The sequence below is a fragment of the Pseudoalteromonas distincta genome (genome assembly GCF_005877035.1).
GTDB lineage: Bacteria > Pseudomonadota > Gammaproteobacteria > Enterobacterales > Alteromonadaceae > Pseudoalteromonas > Pseudoalteromonas distincta.
The window spans coordinates 1,329,893-1,351,385 of sequence record NZ_CP040558.1; the positions used below are offsets into that span (position 1 = coordinate 1,329,893).

A 21,493-nucleotide genomic window follows, 5' to 3' on the forward strand; every position below is an offset into this window, starting at 1 on the left:
GCAACTGTATGGTTGCTGCAGTAATCTTTAGTATAAAGTTAATAACAATACTGACAAAAAAGACACACAATGAAAAAATCAGTTTATGTACCCGCAGTACTGTGTAGTGCACTTATTGCTACAGGGTGTTCAGAAAATAACAAACCTGAACAACAGCAAGCACCTGCCCACACGCAAAATGAGCTTACCAAGCCGGTTGTATATCAAGTATTTACCCGTTTGTTTGGTAATACCGAAACAGCCAATGTGCCATGGGGCACAAAAGAGCAAAACGGCGTAGGTAAATTTGCCGACTTTAACGATGCAGCCCTCAAAGGCATTAAAGAGCTAGGTACCACGCACGTTTGGTATACCGGTGTATTACACCACGCGTTAGTGGGTGATTATACCGACTACGGCATTTCACAAGATGACCCCGATGTAGTAAAAGGCCGCGCAGGGTCACCGTACGCAATTAAAGATTACTACGATGTTAACCCCGATTTAGCCGTTAATGTAACAAACCGCATGGGGGAGTTTAGCCAGCTTATTGAGCGTACACATAGCCACGATATGAAAGTCATTATTGATATAGTGCCTAACCATGTTGCCCGTAATTATCAATCACTTGGAAAGCCTAAAGGCGTAGAGGATTTCGGCGCGCAAGACGACACCAGTAAAACGTACGATAAAAATAACAACTTTTATTATGTGCCTGGGCAGTCATTTCAAGTGCCTACCTCTACAACTTATACCGTATTAGGTGGAAAGGCTCACCCACTTGCGGATGGTTTTTTTGATGAAACACCTGCTAAATGGACAGGTAACGGTGCCCGTGCACCAAAACCCGATATTAACGATTGGTACGAAACAGTAAAAGTAAATTATGGCGTAAAGCCTGATGGTAGCTACGATTTTGCTCAGCTGCCAAACGATTACAAAGACAAAGATTACCGTGCTCATTATGCATTTTGGCAAGATAAAGAGCTACCAGATAGCTGGTACAAATTTAGAGACATTGCGCTTTTTTGGCTAGACAAAGGCGTTGATGGCTTTAGATACGACATGGCCGAAATGGTCCCGGTTGAATTTTGGAGCTTTTTAAATTCGTCAATAAAAATGCAAAAAAGCGATGCGTTTTTATTGGCCGAAGTATATAACCCGTTAATGTACCGTGCCTATATTCAGCAAGGTAAAATGGATTACCTTTACGATAAAGTCGGCTTTTACGATACCTTAAAAGCGATAATGCAACTTAAACAACCTGCCAATAGTATTTTTGATGCGCATCAAAGTGTGCTTGATATAGAGCAACACATGCTGCACTTTTTAGAAAATCACGACGAGCAACGCATCGCAAGCCCAGACTTTGCGGGTAATGCCCAGTGGGGTAAACCTGCTTTAGTTGTTTCTAATTTAATTAGCCGCGCGCCAACACTTTTATATTTTGCTCAAGATGTGGGAGAAGATGGCTCTGAAAACGCAGGATTTGGCACAGCAACACGTACCAGTATTTTTGACTACATTGGCGTGCCAGCGCACCAAGCATGGATGAATAATGGCAAGTTTGACGGTGCTAATTTAACACAAGAGCAAGTAGCACTTCGTGATTACTACAAAGCGGTTATGTCACTAAATAGTTTACCTGCTGTGGTAGGCGGTGAAATGACTGAGCTTAGCGTTACAGGAAGTGAGCGAGTTGTAGGTTTTACGCGCAAACTTGGCCAACAAACGCTGTACGTATTAAGTAACTTTAGTGAACAACCTCAAACAATTACGGTTAATTTATCAAAAGAGCAATTAGCGGTACTTAGCGAGCACACTCAATTACATGACTTACTTGAGCAGCACAGCACCGAGATCACATCAGGGTCTCAAGGCTCAAGCTTCACACTCACACTTGATGCATTTAGCAGCGCAGTATTAACAAATAAGGCTAGCAATGAATAATCAAAATAATAATACCGATAAGCCAAATTTAAGTTTTTGGCAAATATGGAACATGTGCTTTGGCTTTTTAGGCATACAGTTTGGTTTTGCCCTGCAAAACGGTAACGTGAGCCGAATATTTCAAACATTAGGCGCACAAGTTGATGATATTCCCATTCTATGGGTTGCAGCCCCGCTTACTGGCTTAATCGTACAGCCTATTATTGGTTACTGGAGCGATAAAACGTGGGGGCGCTTTGGTCGTCGTCGCCCGTTCTTTTTTATAGGCGCAGTATTAACAACGCTTTCACTATTTATTATGCCGCATTCACCAACGCTTTGGATTGCCGCTGGTATGTTATGGATTATGGATGCGTCAATCAACGTAACCATGGAACCTTTCAGAGCACTTGTTGGCGATAACTTGCCAGAAAAACAACGCGCTACAGGTTACGGGTTACAAAGCTTTTTTATTGGTATTGGTGCGGTACTAGCCTCAGCATTACCATGGATGATGACCAACTGGTTTGATGTAAGTAATACTGCAGCGCCTGGGCAAATTCCAGAGTCTGTTAAATACTCATTTTATTGGGGTGGGGTGGTGCTACTTGTTGCTGTGCTTTGGACCGTTACACGTACAAAAGAGTACAGCCCAGAGCAATTAGCGGCTTTTGAAAAGCAAAGCGCTCAACCAACTACCAGCAAGCTGGTTGATATTAATTTTAATAAAGGCGCCATTATTTTTGTGGTGTTAGGTTTAGCAACCCTTGCATTAGTAATGGGCTTATCCCTTGAAAAAGAGTTATACCTACTTGCTGGTGGTTTATTAGCGTTTGGTATTGTGCAGTGGATTGCAGCAGCGCTTAAAAATGCTAACAAAACTCAAGGTGGTTTTTACCAAGTAGTACAAGATGTATTTACAATGCCAGAAGCCATGAAGCAGCTTGCATGGGTGCAGTTTTTTAGCTGGTTTACTTTATTTGCCATGTGGATTTATACCACCGCAGCAGTAACAAGCTTTCATTATGGTAGTAGCGATGCAACCTCTAAAGCATTTAACGATGGTGCAGACTGGGTGGGTATTTTATTTGCCGCCTACAATGGCTTTGCAGCTATTGCCGCTATGTGTATTCCGTTTTTAGTTAAAAAAATGGGGTTAAAAGGCGCGCATTGTTTTAATTTATTGCTGGGCGCGTTAGGTCTTGCAAGCTTTATGTTTATTCAAGACCCTAAAATGTTACTTATTCCTATGATTGGGGTGGGGTTTGCGTGGGCGTCTATTTTATCGCTGCCTTACGCCATGCTAAGTAACGCACTGCCAAGTAATAAAATGGGCGTTTACATGGGTATTTTTAATTTTTTTATAGTTATACCTCAGTTACTTGCCGCCAGCATTTTAGGGCTCATTTTACGCCACGTATTTTCTAATCAGCCTATTTACGCATTGTTAATTGGTGCAGCCTCGTTCGTTGTCGCTGCCGTTGCGGTAATGCGCGTTAAAAATTCACATTAAGGACACACAATGAAAAAATATAACCTTATAACCGCCTCACTTTTAACGTTAGGTTTAACTGCTTGTGGCGCTCAAAACACAAGCACAACCAATGAAAGTACCGGCGCACAGATTAAATCGGCACCAGGCGCCCCAGGTGCTGAACCATTTTGGGCTTATGCGGGTAAAACAGGTATTGGTACATCGTACGAGCAATACCAAAACGGCCAATACACTGATGCAGCTGCCACGGGGGATGTATCAAAAGTATGGTTTTCAATCGCTAAAGGTATGATCACCGAAACCATGTTTGGGCTTATTCACCAAGCTCAAATAAAAGACATGCAATTTATAGTAACAGGTAAAGACTTTACCGTTAGTGAAGCTGATGATTTAGATGTCACCATTGATTACTTACATAAAGATGCACAAGGTCGCCCGTTATCGCTGGCTTATAAAGTAACTAGCACTGATAAACAAGGGCGCTTTAGCCTAGAAAAACACATTTTTACTGACCCAGATGGGCAAACATTATTTGTACGCAGTGTATTTAACACTGAGCTTGAAGGGTTAAAAGCCTATGTTGCTGTAAACCCTTACATAAACAACAACGGGTTAGGTGACTTTGCTAAAACGACTGAGCAAGGGCTTGTGGCATGGGAAGAAGATAACTATTTATCGCTTCAATCTACATCACCATTTAAAGCAAAAACGGTAGGGTTTACAGGAAAAAGTGACGGTATTAACGCACTTAAAACAACTCAAGCGCTAAACACTCATTATACAAATACTGGCGAAGCTGCAGGTAACGTAAGCATGTTGGCAGAGCTTGGTGAAATAAGTGCTAACACCACCTTCGATTTAGCACTTAGCTTTGGTAAAACGCAGCAGCAAAGTATACAGCAAGGCGAAAAAAGCTTAGCAAAAGGCTATCAAGCGGTGCTTGATCACTATAACGGTAAGGGTGAAGCGCTAGGCTGGCAAGATTACCTACAAAGTCTCAAGCCGCTCAATAAAATGATTGAACAAACAGCCGATAACGGTAAGCTTTTATACACAAGCGCCATGGTTCTAAAAGCACAAGAAGATAAAACACACGCAGGGGCATTAATTGCTTCTTTATCTAACCCATGGGGCGAAACCGTATCTGCTAAAGAAGGCTCAACCGGTTATAAAGCGGTATGGGTGCGCGACTTTTATCAAGTAGCCATGGCCTTTATGGCACTGGGTGATACTGCCACAGCAAAAACAGCTTTCGAATACCTTGAAAAAGTACAAGTAAACAGCAAAACACCGGGAAATAACGGCGATACAGGCTGGTTTTTGCAAAAAACGCACGTAGATGGTGAGCTTGAATGGGTCGGCGTACAGCTTGACCAAACAGCTATGCCTATCATGCTTGCCTGGAAGTTACATAAAGCCAATGTACTTAGCGATGATGAACTAAAAAGCTGGTACGGCAAAATGTTAAAACCAGCGGCTGATTTTTTAGTTGATGGCGGCCTTGCTAAAATTTTGTGGAACGACACACAAATTACACCACCAGCAACCCAACAAGAACGTTGGGAAGAGCAAAGTGGTTATTCGCCATCTACAACTGCGGCAATAGTCGCTGGCCTTATTACAGCCAGTGATATTGCAACACTAAGTGGCGATGATACAAACGCAAAGCGCTACCTAGCTACGGCTAAAAAGTATAACAACGATATTGAATCGCAAATGTTCACCACTAAAGGTAACTTAAAAGGCGCGAATAGTGATGGTGAATACTTTATCCGTATAGGCCAAGATACCGATGCAAACTCAGACACTAAAATTAACGCTAATAATGGCCGCGAAGGGTTTAATAAAAAGCAAATTTTAGATGGCGGCTTTTTAGAACTAGTACGCTATGGCGTACGCGGTGCAAATGATGAAAGCATTGTTAAAACTCTGCCTGAGTACGATGATGAAACGCTTGAAGATAACCTACAAGTTAAATACAGCTTTAGCTTTGACGATGGCAGCGGCACATTTGCAGGCTACCGTCGCTACGGTAATGATGGCTACGGCGAAGATGAAGTAACAGGCACTAATTACGCAGAGGGTGGCAGTAATACACCAGGCCAACGTGGTCGTGTATGGCCATTTTTCACTGGTGAGCGTGGTCACTATGAAATAGCTGCAGCTAACGCAAACAACGCCTTTGATGATGCTAAACAAGCGCACATTAAAAATAGTTATGTTAAAGGTTTGGAGCAATTTGCCAATAAAGGGCTAATGCTACCAGAGCAAGTATGGGATGGTGTAGGTGTAAATAAAGCTGGTTATGAACTAGGCGAGGGCACAAACTCAGCAACACCACTGGCATGGACTCATGCAGAATACATTAAGCTTGTACGCTCACTCAGTGATAAACAAGTTTGGGATTATTACCCTGTGGTAGCCGAGTCGCTTAAAGACTAATATAAAGCATGTTGCAGTTATTAAAAAAAGGCTTCTAAATAAATTTAGAAGCCTTTTTACTATTCAGTAATTCTGTATTTAAACTAATATGAATAAGAAGTAATACTTAATTATTTGTTGGTAATAACAAGATAACGAAATTTTTATCTTGTTATCAGTACGATTTTCTTACCTCAAAATAGATCACCTAATTAGGCGATTTGGTATAAAGGGTGCTCTTCATATGAAATGAATGCCACCCTTTTATTACATTATTTGAGGCCACATTTATTATCAAACCAAGATAACAACTCTGTATAAAACTCTTTTTTATGATCGTAGAAAAGCGTATCAGAAAAGTGATCAGCATCTTCTAGCTCAATATATTTAAAGTCTTTTTTGTACTTTTCAAGCTCAGATACAAAGTCTCTACTGTGTTTTACTGGAACACGACTGTCGATATCGCCATGTACAACCAGTATAGGAATATTTACTTTATTTACTTGCTCTACAGGAGAGACACCAGAAATAGTAGGGCGTTGTAAGATACTTAAAAAGCGATTTTCGTTAAGAGTTGCATTGATACGACTCAAATCACTTACACCCGCACCGGCAACAACACATTTATATATGTTGTTTTCACGCATAGATGCAGCAAATGCAGCATAACCACCATAACTCCAACCAAATAAAGCAAGCTTATCTTTTGTTGCTAAACCTTTATCTATTAAATATTGTGCGGCGTCGTCTAAATCATCTTGTTTTTTCAAGCCCCAGTTATTATCACCGGCTATCCAATGCTCCAAACCGTAACCTGTAGAACCTCGGTAGTTTGGTTGAATAACTACGTAACCATGATAGGCTAGTAACTGTGCCCAGTCATCAAATACAACAGAGTCACGAACCCAAGGACCACCGTGAGGGAGTACTATTGCGGGGTAAGGACCTTTAGTTGCAGGAATAGTTACGTATGCTTTTATTTTACGTCCATCTCTTGCTTTATAAGAGATATATTTAACGGTTCCTAATTTACTTTTATCAATAAACGGAAGGCGATCACCAATCTTAGTTAACTTCTGTTTATTAGTAACAATGTAATAGCTGCCAGGGTTATCGTCAGCAGATACTCTCACTACTAATACATTATCGTTATCAGAGCTACTGATGATTTGTACAAATTTACCTTTAAATAAAGACGCAACAGATTCGTTAAGTGCTTGTAGGTTAGGATCTGTGAAATAAAACTTAGGTTGCTTAGTTGTATAGCGAAAGCCTTGTAAGGTGCCGTCGGTATCAAGTATAACACCATCGGTATCTACAGACTTAAGACCAAATTGACGTTCAGAATACTGACCTGTTTTAATATTATAAATATAAATGCCAGTCGTATTTTCGCCTAAGTTGGCATTAACATAAACTTCGTTAGGGTTACCTTTCGCAAACCCTAAAATCTCAAAGTTTTCACGCTTTTTAGGACTAACTTGCTTAATTACTTTCCAATCATCATTACCTTTATCTCGGGCATAATAATCGATTGCGTTATCAGACTTATTCCAACCTTGGGCTATTCTTATTTCACCGTCGTAGTCAGAAACGAATGAGCCTGATACTTTTTCATTTCCGCGCATTACAGTAACGCTTCGTCCAGTATTAATATTAAAGCGCACTACATCTGGAATGTAGTTATTATTAATATCAACCTCTACTAATACTTCATCTTTTTTGTCAGGAAGTATATTTATTATATTAAATTGAACATTTCGTTTCTTCTTAAATGGTAATAGCCAGTCGCCTTTACCATCTGCATCGGTTATTGCAAACTTATTAACCCAGTATTTGCGACTTCCATCTTCTAATATTTGCCTAAACATAACGCCAAGTTTTTCATCGTTTAACCATACGATTGAAGATATCAGCATTTTATCAGCGCCTAATCTTACAGGCTCTGCATCTAGGTTATTTGGATCTCTTATCTCAATTATATAGTCACCATTTTTAGTAGTCGCTCTTAAAATAGCAAGCTTCTCACCATCAGGTGATGCTACAACACTGCGTATAGCAGATGACATTGAGAAAGCATCAATACTGCTTACTTGTGCCGCATCTTCAGTTTCGCTATTAGCAAAAGAAGATAGGCCTAGTAGGGTTAATCCTACTAATATTCTTTTTTTAAATTTCATTTTTATTCCCTCAAAAAAAATGGCCTAAATTTTAGGCCATCTGGATTGAATATTTACTCAGCCAATTCTAATTAAAAAGAAGCTGTAAAACTGATGTATGGGCTACGACCTGAAGTGTCATAACCAACACCTAGAGGGATATTAGTGTTTGAAAAAGAACCACTTGGATCTACTTTAGGAGGAGCTTCATTAAACACGTTACGAACACCAAAGTTCACTTTATAAGCATCGTTAGACCAAGTCATACCGATGTTATGTACAAAGTAGTCATCGGTGAAACCAACTGGGCGACATTTAAGTGCTTCACCGTTAGCGTCAGTTAAACCACGACAACCTGCAGTGCCTTCTTCAAATTCTCCTAAATCATCCTCATCTTCACGACCTTTACCGATGAAACGCGTTTCCCAGTTAAATCTAAAATCAGAGTATTTAAGTTGCAAGCGAGCGGTACCACGCCATTCTGGAGAATCTGGTTCGCCCATATTGTCATCAATAGTACCAAGCACGTCAAAAACTTGTTCTGTCATGCGAGTAGCTTGAAGATCTAGTGTAATACCTAGGTTTTCTTCTGCGATTACTGTATCTGTTTCAAAGTAGATATTGTAATCAAAACCTTTAGATGAGATTAAACCAATATTGATAAAGCTAGCATCAACTAAATCAATTTGACCATTTTCATCACGCCCGATACGGCTACAGAAAGCATCATTACCATCAGCAGAATAACACTGACCAATACTGTAACCAGCGCTTGGTTCTGCAATACTATTCGTTACTTCAATATCAAAACGAGTTAATGACATTGTTAAATCAAATGCATCAGTGAACGGTTGTTCAAAGATAAAACCATATGTTTTAGCCACTGATGTTTCAGCACTAAGCTCAGTTGTACCGCCAGTTTCAATCTCAGCGCTGTAAGCAGCAGTGTATGAGTCAGTTCCATTTTGACCTAAACCAAGAGTAGTTGGATCAATACCTGATGCTTGACAAGCGTTTAGTACAGCTGTATCACGTGTTTCTTCAGCTGCATTATATGTAGCTGCTGAACCTGGGTTCAATGGGTCGATATTACGAGCATCTTCCGGAACAACACATGGATCGGCAACTGTATTAAAACCAGACGTACCGTTTAAGAAACGCTCGCGTAGGTTAGGTGCTCTGTACGAAGTACCTTTTGTTGCACGTAGAGTAAACCACTCAACAGGACGGTAAATTGTTTTAAGACTATAAGTTGATTCTGCATCGTAGAAAGATTCTTCAGAAACACGGCCAGAAGCTGTAAATGTAAGTTCTTCAGCGCCTTTAACACCTTTAAGTAAAGGGAATTCAACTTCTGTGAATATTTCCTTTAAGTTACGTGAGCCATCAGCGCCTTGGTCAGCAAAATAGCCCCATAGTAAGCCTTGAGATGCAGCAGCATTTGGATTTGATTCAATTTCATCACGACGATATTCAACCCCAACGATACCTGCAACAGTTTCGTTGTTCCATGGTAATGCGAAGAAATCACCACCCATGAATGCATTGAAAACAAACTGGTTTACTTTAGTTTCGATATCGCGATCGATAAATAAGTAAGCAGCTTCTTCAGGTGAAAGCGTACCGCCACCTTCTTGATAAATACTATCTGCAAATAAATTAACAGGAACACATCCATCAGAACCGGTACCACAGGTAACAGTACCATCATCATTAAGAACAGCGGTTTCTAATGAGTTAATTAAGCGCTCTTCATCAATACCAACACGGTGGTCAGTACCTTTTGATGCGCTGTACGATACAGACGCGTCGTAGTACCAATTGTCTAAACCGATGTTTTCAAACATACCAAGATTACCAGTAACACCAGTAACTAAACGATATTGTGAAACTTCAACCTCAGTTTGATCACGGTCACCACGAATATTGATGATTGGCTGAACGGCTTCTGGTCCACCAGGGCCCACACCTAACACGCCAAAACAGTCAATACCGTTTGTTCCACAAGGGTTATATGGGTTTGATGCCGCTACTTGTTGGAATATCTGTGCACCTGGGCTAAAAATTGGTGATTTACGACTAGCGTATAAACCTTCGTAGTAGAAAGTTGTATCGTTATCATCTTGGAAGTTATATTCACCATTAAGCATTAGTGAAATACGTTCATTTTTACTTCTGTAATCACCACTTTTGTAATAATCAGATTGTTGGAAAGCGTATAGAGGGTCTTGGAAATCAACGTCACGGAAACCATCGCCGTTACCATCTACAAATACACCATCATTGATACCATCGCCATCAAAATCGCCCGCTACCCATGAAGGTAAAAACCCTTCAAGACTTGATGGTACAGTTGATTCACTGAAGTTTGGAATACCAGTGTTTGTAAAGTCAGGTGTATAATAAACACTACCAAAGAAAGATGGTACGCTAATACGGTTTGTTAGAGGGAAAATGTCACATGAATCTTCACCGCTTGCTACAGGACCATAGCCACTGTTTCGGGTTACGATACTGCCATCTTCAGCTTCCCAAATACGCTCTTCACACCCTTTAACAAAAGGGTTGCCAGCTAAAGATTGAGATTTCTGTTCTGAATATTCAACACCAACGGTGATAAAACCATTATCCATGGTTTTGCCCCACATACCCGAAAGTACAGTTTCTTCACCGCCTTCACCTTTAGGTTGACGGTAAGATGCATCAAAAATAAAGCCTTCAACATCTTTTTTTAATATTACGTTAGCTACACCCGCTACCGCATCAGAACCATAAACGGTTGATGCGCCATCAAATAAATTCTCTACACGCTCAATCATTACACCTGGTATCAAGTTCAAATCAGGTGAAGTTGGCGCACCACCTACACCTGCGGGAGCCATTCTTCGACCGTTGATAAGTACAAGAGTACGCTCAGCACCTAAACCACGAAATCCGATTGTTGCAGCGCCCGGACCGTTATCTAGTACAAAACCACCAAATGTATTATCTATTTGAGCACCAGCCGCTTGGCTGGTTGACTGGAGCATTGAACCTGCATCAAATAAACCCATTTCACGAGATAAGTCACCGTTGATAATTTGAATTGGCGATGCATTTGAAAATTCAGCTTTTCTTATACGCGAACCTGTTACAACAATTCGCTCTGGCGCTTCTTCTTCTAGTTCAACGTCTGAGTTTAAGTCATTTTCCTGGGCTAGCGCGTTAGGCGCTAAGGCTACAGATCCTAGCAATAAAGAATATCTTATTGCATTTGATAGTGCTTTAGTTTTAAACATATGTAAATCCCTGAGATATTATTGTTATTTAGGCTATAAATCATAAATTAAACAAAGTGAAACATAGCATCACAATAAATTTACATTGTTGAAGTTAAATAGTAAATGCGGTTAATGGTGAGTAACTATGCAAAAGGTGCTGAAACAGCCTTTTTTGGGTCTTAAAAGTAATTTTTTTCGCTAAATATTTTTTAATTAACTGTTTTTAAATGGTTTTTTTGTTTGTAAACGAATGTGAATGGATGTAATCGGCATATACATGGAAAGAGAAGGCTCAGCTTGACTTTCTAGGAATGAGAATAGGAGGCAACAGGGTGCTTTGTACTTCTTCACCACGTATCAGTTTTAATAGGTTCTCTACTAACATTTGCCCAGCAATAGTGGTGTTTTGCTCTATTGTAGTTAGGGGGGGGTTTACATAACTTGCAATGGCTATGTTATCAAAGCCGACTACCGCAACATCTTTTGGCACGTTAATATTTGCTTCTTTAAGTGCGCGTATAGCCCCTATAGCAATTAAGTCACTTGCAGCAAATAAGGCGTTAAATTTAATATTATTAGCAATTAGTGAGCGTGTGGCGTGATAACCTGATTCTTCAGTAGAGATAGCATTAGCCATTTTACGTTCATTTATTTTAACGTTGTTAGCCAATAGCTCATCTTTAAAACCCTGAAAGCGACTAAAAAATTCGGGGCTGTGATCAGAAGCATCACCAATAAAAGCGCAATCAGTTCTGCTATGCGCAATAAAGTGCTCAGCGGCGAGCTTACCGCCACCGTAGTTATCACAACAAACAGTTAAATCGGGACGGTTATCTACCGTTGCACCCCAGCAAACAAACTTAGTATTTTGTTCAAGTAAGGTGTTAAATTTTGGTTGGTAATCAATGTAATCGCCATACCCGAGTAAAATAATGCCATCAGCTCTGTGGCTGTCTTCGTAGTCTGCTTGCCAATCAGCACTGGCCGATTGAAATGAAACTAATAAATCGTAACCTTCTTTAGCGCAAGCACGGGTAATACTGCCAAGCATGGCTAAAAAGAAAGGATTTATTTGGGACTCGTCAGAAGTGGGATCTTCAAACAACAATAATGCAAGCGTACTACTTTGTTGAGTGCGAAGGTTACTCGCATTTTTATCAACTTTATAATTAAGCTTTTTAGCTATATCGAAAACACGCTTGCGTGTTTCTTCATTAACAAGGTGGCTGTTACGTAAAGCGCGAGATACAGTCGATTGAGATACCCCTGCATAGTGGGCAATATCAAATGAGGTAGCTTTACCTTTCATTGTTACAACTTAATTAAATTGATAAATAATTGTGTCATTTTCGTTTATTGATGAATAATTTCAAGCTTTTTGTGAATTAACGTATATTTTTATTGATAAATTCCTGACACCGGTGTCATAATGTCAGTGTTTTATCATTTTGTTGTCAAAACGTATTCGCTGTCTATATCTTTATAGGCAGCATTTTTTACTGTGATAGCTACTTTGAGGTGATAGCTCAAAGTATAAATAACAATGGTACACCATTGTAAAATAATAAGCATGAGTCGCTTAACAAAAGAGATAATACTATGAGCCCAAACGCTTCTGCCCAATTTGATCCCATCTTAGTTGCTGATGTCGGCGGCACTAATGCCCGCTTTGCTTTAATAACTGCTTTTAATGAACAGACTAACCAATTTATAATAGAGCACATTAATATTTTTCCTAGTGCCAACTTTGGTTCTCTTGAAAGTGCGCTCGAGCAATATTTACAAACAGTCCCACATATTGCACCCAAACGCGCATGTTTAGCCGTTGCAGGGCCAATAAAAGCCGGGCAAGTGCATTTAACCAATTTAGGTTGGCATTTTAGCGTCAGTGAATTTAAAACTCATTTTGATTTACAACAACTTGAAGTCATTAATGATTTTGCTGCCTTTGCTTACGCTGCCCCTTACTTAGATCCTAAACAAAATGTCATTGTTAAATCAGGCCAAGCTGATGATAACGCAAACATTGGTGTTATAGGTCCAGGTACTGGTTTTGGTGCTGCGTGCTTAGTTAGAACGTCTCAATCTACCGCAGTGTTGAGTTCAGAAGGGGGGCATATTTCACTTGCACCTGTTAATGAACTCGATACTTTATTATTGAATGAATTAAGAAAAGATCATCCCCATGTTTCTATCGAAACAGTTTTCTCAGGTCCTGGCATAACGCATTTATACAAAGCAATGTCTGCGGTTAAGGGGGTAACAGCTAAAAATTTAGATGCCGCACAAATTAGCAGCCTTGCAAATAGCGGTGAATGTGACGTGTGTGATGCAACCTTAAACCAGTTTTGTGATTGGATTGGCAGTGTTGCCGGTGATTTAGCGGTTGTTTATGGCGCCTTAGGTGGATTATTTATTGGCGGTGGAATACTACCTCGTATGCAAGCGAGACTTCTTGAGAGTCGTTTTGTTGAACGATTTTCGCAAAAGGGTATTATGTCGCAGTACGCAGGACAAATCCCTGTAACACTCGTAACACAAGACAACATACCGCTTATTGGCGCTGCTGCGTGTTTACACAATAGCAAATAGGGCTTTGGTCTTACAGGTTGTATTTGGATAATGGATAGATGAAAAAAGTAACCATAAATAGTGTAGCAAGCCATGCAGGGGTTTCTAAAAAAACCGTCTCACGCGTGTTAAACAATGAGCCTAATGTAAGTGCCGCCACCCGAGAAAAGGTGCTTGCGGTATTTAAAGAGCTTGATTACACCCCAAATCCAATTGCACGAGGTCTTGCTCAAAATCGTAGCTTTATTATTGGCTGTTTATACGATAACCCAAGTAAAAGTTATATTACCCGAGTGCAAACGGGCGCCTTAGAAGCGTGTAAAGAAAATAACTATAATTTATTGATACACCCTTGTGAGTTTCGTGGTGAAGCACTAATAAATAATATTGAGCAATTACTACAAACTTCTCGATTAGATGGCATTGTGCTAACACCTCCTTTTGGTGACTTTGCTGAGCTTGCTTCTTTTTTAAAGTCTAAAAAAATTCCTTATGCAAGGGTTGCTTCAGCTTTACTACAAGATGATTCAATTTCAGTGCGTAGTAACGACGAGCAAGGCGCATTTGAGATTACTGAGCATTTAATTAACCTCGGTCATAAATCTATAGCCTTTATTAAAGGGCACCCAGATCACAGTGCCACGCAACAACGTTTTAAAGGTTACAGGCGTTCACTTGCAAGCCATGGTATAGAATTTGATGAGCGCTTAGTAGAGGAGGGTAACTTTAGTTATCACTCAGGTGTAGATAGTGCACGCAGTATTTTAGATTTATCCCCTAGGCCAACCGCTGTATTTGCATCAAACGATTACATGGCGGCAGCCGTACTTAAATTAGCAACTCAGCGCCAATTAAAAGTGCCTGATGACATTTCAATAGCTGGGTTTGATAATGCACCCATTGCACGTCATATTTGGCCTGGGTTAACAACGATTGCACAGCCTGTTGAAGAAATGACTAAACAAGCCGTAACACAACTTATTTCACACATAGCTCAACCACAAGAACAGCCGTATCAGGTAACGCTTGAGTCGCGCTTGATTACACGTGAGTCTACCTCAGCAATAAAATAGTGGGTTTAAAACACTTTCACAGTAGCCCGAATATGAGTGACGCTTATTCGGGCTTTTTTTTACTCTGAACTTGCTAAAACATGGTTTGCGCCTAAAAATCAATTAGGTCATTATTTGGTCATGTTAAAATATTAAACTATTTTTGTTACCCGGGGTTGACACCGGTGTCATTGCTATGCGTTAATACAGTGACACCGGTGTCAGGGTTGTTGTGAGAGGCTCCCTGGTAGCGTACCTTTGAACGGGTAAATCAAAGATGCTCAGTACAGTTATTTACGTGGAGTCTGTAGTTGCTACTGAGCCTTTATCCTCTAACTAATAGAGATGAGTTAAATTATGTTACATCCTCGTATTCAAGAAGTTACCCAGCGCGTTATCGAACGCAGTAAAAATACCCGTCAAGATTATTTAGATCGCATTTCGCACGCAAAAAAACAAACAAGAGTTCGTGCCGGTTTAGGTTGCGGAAATATAGCCCATGTTATGGCTGCATGTAGCAGTGATGACAAAGCGCGCTTAAAGGCTGATGAGCAGCCAAATCTTGCTATTATCAACTCATATAACGATATGTTATCGGCTCATGTGCCATACAAAGACTACCCAGATTTAATTAAAGACATTGCAACAAAATACGATGCTACAGCTCAAGTTGCTGGTGGCGTGCCTGCAATGTGTGATGGCGTTACGCAAGGGCGTGACGGCATGGAACTTTCACTTTTTTCTCGCGATGTAATTGCTATGTCTACGGCAATTTCTCTTTCGCACGATGTGTTTGATGGCGTTTTTTGTTTAGGCGTTTGTGACAAAATCGTCCCGGGTTTATTAATTGGTGCATTGTCGTTTGGTCATTTACCTGTGTTCTTTTTACCAGCAGGTCCAATGCAATCAGGTATTCCGAATAAAGAAAAAGCACGTATTCGCCAAAAGTTTGCACAAGGTTTAGTGAGCCGCGAAGACTTACTTGAAGCTGAAAGTGCGTCTTATCACAGCGCTGGTACATGTACGTTCTACGGTACTGCCAATTCAAACCAAATGTTAATGGAAATAATGGGCTTACACCTTCCAGGTAGCTCGTTTATTAATCCTTACACTGAGCTTCGCGATGGTCTTACAGGTAATGCTGTAGAAACAATGCTTAAGCAACTTACAGATGATAAAGAAAGCCCGTGTTTAGCCGATGTGATCAGCGAAAAAACGATTATAAATGGTTTAGTGGGTCTGCTTTCTACAGGTGGTTCTACTAACCATGCAATCCATATTGTTGCGATAGCAAAAGCTGCCGGCATTCAGGTTACGTGGAAAGATATGTCTGACTTATCAGAAGTTGTACCACTTCTTACACGTATTTACCCTAACGGCTCAGCTGATGTAAACCACTTTCAAGCAGCTGGCGGTATGGGTTTCTTAATGCGAGAACTAGCAAGCGCTGGTTACTTACATACAGACGTTAAAACAATGCTTGGCGATGGTTTAGCACCATACATGACAGAGCCTCGTTTGGATAAAGACGATAGCTTGATCATGAGCGACTCAACTGGCCCAACTAAAGTTAAATGGGTAGATTGCCCAGCAAACTCGCACGATGAAGAAGTACTTCGCCCAGTGAGTAACCCATTTAGTAAGCAAGGTGGTCTGCAACTTCTAACTGGCAACTTAGGTAAAGCTGTTATCAAAGTGTCAGCTGTTGCTGAAGAACATCAAACCGTTACTGCTCCTGCAAAAGTATTTAGCTCACAAAGTGCTCTGCAAGATGCATACACTCGTGGCGAATTAAACCAAGACTTTATTGCCGTGCTAAAAGAGCAAGGCCCTAAAGCGAAAGGTATGCCAGAGCTACACAAGTTAACGCCAGTAATGGCAACGCTTCAAGATGAAGGCTTTAAAGTAGCCATTGTTACTGACGGTCGTATGTCGGGTGCATCAGGTAAAGTACCTGCTGCTATTCACCTAGCACCAGAGGCAGTAGAAGGCGGCATTATTGCTAAAATCCGAGAAGGCGATTTAGTGACGCTTGATGCGCCAAACGGAATATTAAAAGTACACGTTAGCGACGAAGAACTTGCTAAGCGTGAAGCAGAACTTAGCCTGCCAAGTGCAACATTTGGTACAGGTCGTGAATTATTTACTGGATTTAGAAATATCGTAAGCAGTGCCGATTTAGGCGCGAGTGCTTTTGGACTTGAATAAATATTAGCCATACTGGGTAATGAGGAACAAGTAATGAGTATTGAAAAAATCTTAGCATCGGCACCCGTAGTGCCAGTGGTTGTAATCGAAAAATTAGAAGATGCAGCACCACTTGCAAGAGCTTTATACAACGGTGGCTTGAAAGCCTTAGAAATAACACTACGTACACCGATTGCTGCAGAAGCTGTAAAGCTAATGAAAGCAGAAGTACCTGAAGCCTATGTAGGTACTGGTACGGTAGTAGATAAGGCAAGTTTTGATCTTTCGGTTGCTGCTGGTGCAGATTTTATGGTGAGTCCAGGTGTGAGCGATGAGCTTATTGCTTTAGCTAAAACATCAGATATACCATTTTTACCAGGCGCTGCAACTGCAAGTGAAGTTATGCAACTTGCGTCGCATGGTTTTAAGTATTTAAAATTCTTCCCAGCAGAAGCTGCGGGCGGAACAGCTATGCTTAAATCAATCGGTGGCCCATTACCACATATTACTTTTTGCCCAACTGGCGGCATTAGCCTAGCAACTGCTCCTAATTATTTAGCGCTTAACAACGTTATTTGTGTTGGTGGTACGTGGATGCTAGATAAACAACTAATTGAAAATAAAGACTGGCAAGCAATTGAAGCGCTTGCTCGCCAAGCAAGTGAACTTAAATAGGAGTCTAAAATGATTAATGTAGCAATTAACGGTTACGGCCGTATCGGTAGAAATGTTTTACGTGCACTTTATGAGTCAGCTCAAAACAGCGAAATTAAAATTGTAGCAATTAACGATTTAGCACCAGCTAACGTAAATGCACATTTAACGCAGTATGACTCAGTTCATGGTCAATTTTCTAAAAAAGTAACACTTGAAAACAACACTATGCTAATTGGGGATGACGTAATTACGTTAACGCAAGAGCGTGACCCTGCAAACTTACCGTGGAAAGAGCTAAACGTAGATATCGTTTTAGAATGTACTGGTTTTTTCACTAAACGTGATGACGCTGCTAAGCACATTACTGCAGGCGCTAAAAAAGTAATCGTATCTGCTCCAGGTACTGGTTTAGATGCAACAGTAGTGCATGGTGTAAACAGCGACGTAATTAATGCTGATAGCAATATCATTTCTAACGCTTCTTGTACTACTAACTGTTTAGCGCCAATTGCAAAAGCAATTAACGACACAGTAGGTATTGAGCAAGGTAGCATGACGACTATTCACGCTTACACCAACGATCAAAACTTATCTGACGTATACCACCCAGATTTATACCGTGCGCGTAGTGCAACTCAATCTATGATCCCAACTAAAACAGGTGCTGCGGCAGCTGTTGGTTTAGTATTACCAGAACTTGCTGGAAAATTAGATGGCATGTCGGTACGTGTACCTACAATCAATGTTTCTTTAGTTGATTTTACGTTTATCACTAAGCGTGATACGACTGCAGAAGAAATCAATGCAATCATGAAAGAAGCATCAACGGGTTCAATGAAGAGTATTTTAGAATATAACGAGCTTCCGCTTGTTTCTATCGACTTTAACCATAACCCAGCGTCGTCTATCTTTGATGCAACGCAAACTAAAGCCAATGGCAAACTAGTTAAAGTAATGGCTTGGTACGACAACGAGTGGGGTTTCTCAAACCGTATGTTAGACCAAGTTAAAGCACTGGGTCAGTACTTATAATTGACCTTGTAAAAGTTTAGCTTTATCCAACCAAGCCACGCATTGCGTGGCTTTTTTGCGTTTGGTTTACCTGTATATTTGCAATTCAAAATTAGGAGGGAACTATTTGTATTTTCTATACCCTAAATTTTGTTAATATGTGGGTGTGTAAATCAATGGAATTTCGTTGTATTTAATCAACTCAACGACGCAAGGAATAATAAAATGATAAGAGTTTTATCGCGAAAAGTATTTCGCACAAATCATCTTCAGATAGGTGAGGGCAACATAAGTGGCTACATAGCCTGCTTTTTAGCAATACTGAGTTGCTTAGGCGTATTAGCGTTTCACTTTCCTGAATACTTAACCACACCAGAGCTAAGAAAAAGCTACAGCGTCGACTTTTTACGTCAGCTTATGTTTGCATCATTATTGGTCTCGGGCAGTCTAGGATTACTTAACTTTGTACGTAATACCAATAAGCGTTTAGGGGCTACAGCGTGGTTTTTTATTTTACTCGCTATTATGTTTGGCGGACCAAACGTTGAAGTAAACGAATTTGCTTCTGATACACCTTATATAGGGCTTGATTGGTTTATTTTAGATTTACTCGGCTCAACACTTATATTTATTGTGATTGAAAAGTTATTACCTCATCGTAAAGAGCAAAAAATATTACGTAGCGAATGGCGAGGCGATTTAAACCACTTTTTTGTAAATCATTTAATTATTGGTTTTGTATTACTCGTTACTAACCACTTTGTGCATTATGGCTTTGGCTGGGCTGTATCATCTACAGTACAAGGTTATATAGAGCAAACACCCTTTGTAGTGCAGTTGTTTTTAATAATACTTGTGGCAGATTTAATGCAGTATTGGGTGCATCGTGCTTATCACGAAGTCCCTTTATTATGGCGCTTTCATGGCGTACATCACAGTGCTAAAGAAATGGACTGGTTAGCGGGCTCTCGCCAGCATATTCTTGAAATACTCGTAACGCGCAGCTTAGTGCTCACGCCTATATTTGTGCTTGGTTTTTCACAGCAAATAATTAGTTTGTACGTAATAATTGTGGGTTTACAGGCTGTGTTTAACCATGCAAATGTACGTGTGAAATTTGGTTGGCTAAAATATTTTATGGTTACACCGCAGTTTCACCATTGGCACCATGCGTCAGATAAAGCCGCGATTGACCGAAATTACGCTGCACATTTTTCGTTTTTAGATTACGCGTTTGGTACTGCTGTTAAAGGCCAAAAAGAGTGGCCACAAGCGTATGGTGTAGTCGGGGATTACATGCCCGTAGGTATGCTTAAACAACAGGTTTACCCGTTTAAGCGCACTAAATAAGTTCGGAAAATCCGAATAAACATAAAATAAAAGCGAGCAAGGTGTTACATTTTGCTCGCTTATATTATTAATATTAAATTTATTTTAGCTCTGCTAATAACTCAGTAAATGTAGGTCTTTGATTTAATGTAGGTTGCATGGCACATTTTGCCATATCGGACATTTTAACAAAGAGCTCACTTTGTCTATCATCGCTAGGTACCGTGCCTAATAAGTCTTCAATTAAACACCCTAATGCGCGTACTTCAATTAACTCGATTTGCTTTTGTTGATAATCACTTAACATGGCTAAGTTTGTGGCTGCACCAAAATCACCAAATAATACATCAGCATCTTTGTTTATCATGGTGTTATGCGCATACACGTCGCCATGGCTTACTTTACAAATATGCAAGTGATGTAAGGTACTTACCATTTGCTGTGCAATTTTTAAAATAGCGTGAGTTGAGTAATGGCAATCATCATTAAAGGTATCACGCGTACAGGTTTCAAGGCTTGGAGGCAGGCCTAAATTAGCAAAGCTTTTATCTATTAGCTCCATTACTAAACCTAGCTGATCACTTTGCTCAATGTAGGCAAGTACTTTAATTAAATTAGCGTGATCGCCTGCTTGTAAGCAGCAATTTACTTCATCAAGCGGGTAGCCGTCGCTGGTAATCGCGCCTTTAAATAATTTAATCGCTACAGCGCTATCAGCTGCTTGCGCTAAATGAATAACGCCAGATGCACCTTGACCAATAACATGACTAAGTGTGTAATCGTTAAGAGGCTTATTTTCTAAGCAGCTTTTTGTAAGGCACTGAGCTTTATTAAAATCGTTACCGGCAAACGCAAGCCAAGCAAGTTTTGGCAATTCAAACAGCCAGTTGTCTACGTGTGTTAAGTTATTAGCAGAGAGCCTAACAAGCTCAAGGTTTTTACACTGCGCCATGCTACTTGGCAGTTGCTTAAGTTGATTGCCTGCAAGCGCAAGCTTTTTAAGCTGGGTATAATTACCAAAATCTTCAGGCAATTCGCTTAACGTATTATCGGTGAGTATTAGCCACTCAATATTTTTTGGCAGGCTGTTTAAAGCAAATTCAGAAATTTGGTTACCTTTAAACGCGACCATAATTAAAGCAGGGCATTTAGCGAGCACTTTAGGAATATGCTTAAACTGATTAAACGATAAAAACACACGCTTCAGGTGTGTTAAACAGGCAAATTCATCAGGTAGTGTTGATAAGTTATTATTTGATAAATCGAGAACTTCAAGCGTGTCAGCTAAGCTAAAGATTTCTTCAGGAAATGTCGTTAGCTCTTCTACCAATTGCAGGCGAGTAGCACCAACAAGTTTGCCACTTTTAAGCTCTTTAAGGGAGTTCATATTAATACCATGTTCTAAAAATGAAAAAGCCAACATAGCTGTTGGCTTAAAGTCGT

13 protein-coding genes are annotated in these 21,493 nt (G+C 40.2%); 9 read left to right on the forward strand and 4 right to left on the reverse strand.

Annotated features, from left to right (window positions below; all coding sequences use genetic code 11):
- Positions 1–69 precede the first annotated feature (69 nt).
- The 3 genes from FFU37_RS05895 to FFU37_RS05905 are packed head-to-tail and all read left to right on the forward strand — an operon-like array spanning position 70 to position 5,845.
- Complete coding sequence (locus FFU37_RS05895; protein ID WP_138488972.1) at positions 70–1,929, forward strand: alpha-amylase family glycosyl hydrolase; 1,860 nt, start codon at positions 70–72, stop codon at positions 1,927–1,929.
- A complete protein-coding gene (locus FFU37_RS05900; protein ID WP_138488973.1) occupies positions 1,922–3,421 on the forward strand; it encodes an MFS transporter in 1,500 nt (499 codons plus the stop codon). Before FFU37_RS05895 ends, FFU37_RS05900 begins: the two co-directional genes overlap by 8 nt.
- A gap of 9 nt (positions 3,422–3,430) precedes the next feature.
- Positions 3,431–5,845, forward strand: a complete 2,415-nt coding sequence (locus FFU37_RS05905) for a glycoside hydrolase family 15 protein (RefSeq protein ID WP_138488974.1) — start codon at positions 3,431–3,433, stop codon at positions 5,843–5,845.
- Between the two features lie 251 nt (positions 5,846–6,096).
- Here the strand turns inward: FFU37_RS05905 and FFU37_RS05910 are convergent, their stop codons facing one another.
- From FFU37_RS05910 to FFU37_RS05920, 3 genes are all read right to left on the reverse strand, one after another.
- On the reverse strand, positions 6,097–8,004 hold the full coding sequence (locus FFU37_RS05910; protein ID WP_138488975.1) for an alpha/beta hydrolase family protein: 1,908 nt from the start codon (positions 8,002–8,004) through the stop codon (positions 6,097–6,099).
- Positions 8,005–8,075: 71 nt separating this feature from the next.
- Entirely contained in the window at positions 8,076–11,261 is a 3,186-nt protein-coding gene (locus FFU37_RS05915; RefSeq protein WP_024596124.1) for a TonB-dependent receptor, read from the reverse strand.
- Between the two features lie 274 nt (positions 11,262–11,535).
- Positions 11,536–12,552, reverse strand: a complete 1,017-nt coding sequence (locus tag FFU37_RS05920; RefSeq protein ID WP_024596123.1) for a LacI family DNA-binding transcriptional regulator — start codon at positions 12,550–12,552, stop codon at positions 11,536–11,538.
- Between the two features lie 290 nt (positions 12,553–12,842).
- On the opposite strand from FFU37_RS05920, the gene glk reads away from it, so the two are divergent.
- The 6 genes from glk (at position 12,843) to FFU37_RS05950 (ending at position 20,071) form a co-directional block, all read left to right on the forward strand.
- Positions 12,843–13,835, forward strand: a complete 993-nt coding sequence (gene glk, locus FFU37_RS05925) for a glucokinase (protein WP_002959751.1) — start codon at positions 12,843–12,845, stop codon at positions 13,833–13,835.
- A 38-nt stretch (positions 13,836–13,873) separates the two neighbouring features.
- Positions 13,874–14,887 carry a LacI family DNA-binding transcriptional regulator gene (locus FFU37_RS05930; RefSeq protein ID WP_002959752.1) on the forward strand — a complete coding sequence of 338 codons (1,014 nt, stop codon included), beginning with the start codon at positions 13,874–13,876 and terminating at the stop codon, positions 14,885–14,887.
- 336 nt (positions 14,888–15,223) lie between these two features.
- A complete protein-coding gene (gene edd, locus FFU37_RS05935) occupies positions 15,224–17,074 on the forward strand; it encodes a phosphogluconate dehydratase (protein WP_002959754.1) in 1,851 nt (616 codons plus the stop codon).
- A 33-nt stretch (positions 17,075–17,107) separates the two neighbouring features.
- Complete coding sequence (eda, locus tag FFU37_RS05940) at positions 17,108–17,728, forward strand: bifunctional 4-hydroxy-2-oxoglutarate aldolase/2-dehydro-3-deoxy-phosphogluconate aldolase (RefSeq protein ID WP_002959756.1); 621 nt, start codon at positions 17,108–17,110, stop codon at positions 17,726–17,728.
- Between the two features lie 9 nt (positions 17,729–17,737).
- Entirely contained in the window at positions 17,738–18,742 is a 1,005-nt protein-coding gene (gene gap, locus FFU37_RS05945) for a type I glyceraldehyde-3-phosphate dehydrogenase (RefSeq protein WP_002959757.1), read from the forward strand.
- Positions 18,743–18,946: 204 nt separating this feature from the next.
- A complete protein-coding gene (locus FFU37_RS05950) occupies positions 18,947–20,071 on the forward strand; it encodes a sterol desaturase family protein (RefSeq protein WP_138488976.1) in 1,125 nt (374 codons plus the stop codon).
- A 79-nt stretch (positions 20,072–20,150) separates the two neighbouring features.
- On the opposite strand, the gene FFU37_RS05955 is transcribed toward FFU37_RS05950, so the two are convergent.
- Positions 20,151–21,473, reverse strand: coding sequence for a leucine-rich repeat domain-containing protein (locus FFU37_RS05955; RefSeq protein WP_138488977.1), 1,323 nt, complete (start codon positions 21,471–21,473; stop codon positions 20,151–20,153).
- Between the last annotated feature and the right edge of the window lie 20 nt (positions 21,474–21,493).

Coding starts and splice junctions, on each gene's coding strand:
- FFU37_RS05895 (WP_138488972.1), top strand. CDS start 70: ATGAAAAAATCAGTTTATGTACCCGCAGTACTGTGTAGTGCACTTATT.
- FFU37_RS05900 (WP_138488973.1), top strand. CDS start 1,922: ATGAATAATCAAAATAATAATACCGATAAGCCAAATTTAAGTTTTTGG.
- FFU37_RS05905 (WP_138488974.1), top strand. CDS start 3,431: ATGAAAAAATATAACCTTATAACCGCCTCACTTTTAACGTTAGGTTTA.
- FFU37_RS05910 (WP_138488975.1), bottom strand. CDS start 8,004: ATGAAATTTAAAAAAAGAATATTAGTAGGATTAACCCTACTAGGCCTA.
- FFU37_RS05915 (WP_024596124.1), bottom strand. CDS start 11,261: ATGTTTAAAACTAAAGCACTATCAAATGCAATAAGATATTCTTTATTG.
- FFU37_RS05920 (WP_024596123.1), bottom strand. CDS start 12,552: ATGAAAGGTAAAGCTACCTCATTTGATATTGCCCACTATGCAGGGGTA.
- glk (WP_002959751.1), top strand. CDS start 12,843: ATGAGCCCAAACGCTTCTGCCCAATTTGATCCCATCTTAGTTGCTGAT.
- FFU37_RS05930 (WP_002959752.1), top strand. CDS start 13,874: ATGAAAAAAGTAACCATAAATAGTGTAGCAAGCCATGCAGGGGTTTCT.
- edd (WP_002959754.1), top strand. CDS start 15,224: ATGTTACATCCTCGTATTCAAGAAGTTACCCAGCGCGTTATCGAACGC.
- eda (WP_002959756.1), top strand. CDS start 17,108: ATGAGTATTGAAAAAATCTTAGCATCGGCACCCGTAGTGCCAGTGGTT.
- gap (WP_002959757.1), top strand. CDS start 17,738: ATGATTAATGTAGCAATTAACGGTTACGGCCGTATCGGTAGAAATGTT.
- FFU37_RS05950 (WP_138488976.1), top strand. CDS start 18,947: ATGATAAGAGTTTTATCGCGAAAAGTATTTCGCACAAATCATCTTCAG.
- FFU37_RS05955 (WP_138488977.1), bottom strand. CDS start 21,473: ATGTTGGCTTTTTCATTTTTAGAACATGGTATTAATATGAACTCCCTT.